Origin of the sequence: Psychromonas sp. B3M02 (genome assembly GCF_003318165.1) — a bacterium.
GTDB lineage: Bacteria > Pseudomonadota > Gammaproteobacteria > Enterobacterales > Psychromonadaceae > Psychromonas.
The window spans coordinates 2,366-5,025 of record NZ_QOCB01000149.1 but is presented as its reverse complement, the minus strand read 5'-3'; the positions used below and the strand labels follow the sequence as shown (position 1 = coordinate 5,025).

3 protein-coding genes are annotated in these 2,660 nt (G+C 36.9%); all 3 read left to right on the top strand.

Features of this window, described 5'->3' with window-relative positions; translation table 11 throughout:
• Positions 1-312: 312 nt before the first annotated feature.
• Positions 313-1,239, top strand: a complete 927-nt coding sequence (hemC, locus tag DS885_RS16615) for a hydroxymethylbilane synthase (protein ID WP_113820518.1) — start codon at positions 313-315, stop codon at positions 1,237-1,239.
• A complete protein-coding gene (locus DS885_RS16610; protein WP_113820517.1) occupies positions 1,236-1,973 on the top strand; it encodes a uroporphyrinogen-III synthase in 738 nt (245 codons plus the stop codon). Before hemC ends, DS885_RS16610 begins: the two co-directional genes overlap by 4 nt.
• 40 nt (positions 1,974-2,013) lie before the next feature.
• Positions 2,014-2,660, top strand: a 647-nt coding sequence (locus tag DS885_RS16605; RefSeq protein WP_181817784.1) for a uroporphyrinogen-III C-methyltransferase, incomplete at its 3' end; no start/stop codon positions are given.

Genomic DNA, 2,660 nt, shown 5'->3' with positions numbered 1-2,660 from the left:
GGTTATTGGTTCGCTTCGCTCATCGAAACTAATACACATATGCGATAACTCGCATACTGGCAGGCTATAAAAAGGAATCGCAGAGCTCTTCCGCTCATAACACTAGGCTGTCGCCTAATTCGCTCAGCGCTCCGGATATTAAGCTTCGCTTAATGGCTATCGCACTTATTTAATTTAACTTTGAAGTTGGTATTCTGTTCCTTACCTGGACTTAATCAATATTTTCTTTAGTTTTCTCTTTTCTATCATATTTATATGGATCATTAGTTTGTATTTGATAGCATAAATTATCCTGTTATAAGAGAGACGCTTATGTCTAAAAAAATTATTCGTATTGCAACACGTCATAGTCCTTTAGCGATGTGGCAAGCTAACTTTGTTAAAGCTGAATTACTTAAACATCATGATGATTTAACGGTTGAATTATTACCGATGAAAACTAAAGGCGACATTATTCTTGATACACCTTTAGCTAAAGTTGGTGGTAAAGGTTTGTTTGTTAAAGAACTAGAAGTGGCTATGTTAGAAAACCGAGCTGATATTGCCGTTCATTCTATGAAAGATGTGCCTGTGGACTTTCCTGAAGGATTAGGGTTAAGTGTTATTTGTGAGCGTGAAGATCCTCGTGATGCTTTTGTATCTAATCAATTTAAAGAAATTGCAGACCTACCTGAAGGCGCTGTAGTAGGAACTTGTAGTTTACGTCGTCAATGTCAAATAAAGTCGTTACGTCCTGATTTAGTAATTAAAGATTTACGCGGTAATGTAAATACGCGTTTACGAAAATTAGATGATGGTGAATACGATGCTATTATTTTAGCGGCTTCTGGTTTAATGCGTTTAGAGATGCACGATCGTATTGCTAGCTTTATTGAGCCTGAAATTAGCCTTCCTGCTGTTGGTCAAGGTGCTGTGGGCATTGAATGTCGTTTAGATGACCAAGAAACTATGGCATTATTAGCGCCATTAAATCATCAACAGACTCGTATCAGAGTGACTGCTGAACGTGCAATGAATTTAGCATTAGAAGGTGGTTGTCAGGTCCCTATTGGTAGTTTTGCTCTGTTGGATGGCGTACAAGTATTTTTACGTGGTTTAGTCGGTAGTGTTGACGGTAAGAATATAATACGTAAAGAGATAACTGGTCATGTGGATCAAGCCCATGAACTTGGTGAAAAACTTGCTCAACAACTATTAGATGCAGGTGCTAAAGAAATTTTAAGTGAAGTATATAAGTGATTTGTAATGACCGGTTACTGATAACACGATTTGCTCCTTATGCTCAACAACTGGTTGATGCCTTGAGTGAGGTGGGTTGTTTCTCTATTGCACAACCCTTATTAACAGTAGTCGGTTTAAATGATCCACACACGCTAGGTGCCTTTTTATCAGGGCAGTATGATGTTGTGATTGCGGTTAGTGGTAATGCAGTTAAATATGCACAAGATAATATAATTGGTGAGTGGCCTAATGCTGAATATTACGCAGTAGGTGAATCAACAAAAGAGAGCTTAAGGTTAGCCTGTAAGCAAAGGGTTATGTGTCCTTTCTCTCGTTTTGATAGTGAAGGTTTATTAGCGCTTGATGCCTTACAAGATGTCGCCGGTAAGCGCATTTTAATCCTACGTGGTGAGGGTGGAAGAGACTTACTCGAAAACAGTTTAATTGAACGTGGCGCTCAAGTAGATTTTTTTCAGACATATAAACGTGTAAAACTCGATCTAGATGGCATTCATTTAGTTAATTATTGGCAACAAGCATCTATAAATGGTGCTATTATCAGCAGTGTGGAAATTTTAAATCAATTATTTGTACTTGTACCAAAGGAATATACAAGTTGGTTATGTAGGTTAACTTTTTATGTTCCAAGTCAACGTGTTGCTGATCAAGCTCGCTCGTTGGGTGTGGAAAATATTATATTATTACCTAGTTTACAGACAAACCAGATAGTGGATTTTTTTCATAATAAGTGATCTCCTCTGTATAGCCCATTAGTTTTAAAATAGGAAAATTATGACTGATACTAATACTGAAACTCCAGAAATATCAACTGAGCCAGAAGTGCAAGTTGAAGAGAAAAAACGCAAAAAATCTTCCAAGCTATTAGTAGCTGTTATCATCATTCTGTTCATTATATTATTTTTTGTTTTAGGTTTTGGTTACTACTTTTATAAAAATCATGTAGGAACAAACACTGCTTATCAAGAACAGATTGAAGTATTAACGGATAAATTAGATTCTCAGACTGCGCGATTAAGTAGTCAGCTTCAGCAAACTAAATCATCAAATGATACTGTTAAGACACAAGTCGAGCAGCTTAATATTCAACTTCTAGATAGTCAGAATAAGACTAAGTTGTACCATGATGATATTCAATCATTACGTCGTGCCGTATCTGAAACTAATGTGCGTCATCCAAGTGATTGGATTCTAGCGGAAGTCGAATACTTGATTAACTTATCAGGGCGTAAGTTATGGTTAGAACATGACTTAAATGCAACTATTGCGCTATTAAGCACTGCTGATCAACGTATTGTTGAAATGGGAGACCCAAGCCTTAATCCACTTCGCCGTGCATTATTAGAAGATATAAATATGTTAGAGGCGTTACCTTCTCGTGATGTTGACGGTATTATTTTATCCTTATCTAGTCTAGAGCG

Coding starts and splice junctions, on each gene's coding strand:
- hemC (WP_113820518.1), top strand. CDS start 313: ATGTCTAAAAAAATTATTCGTATTGCAACACGTCATAGTCCTTTAGCG.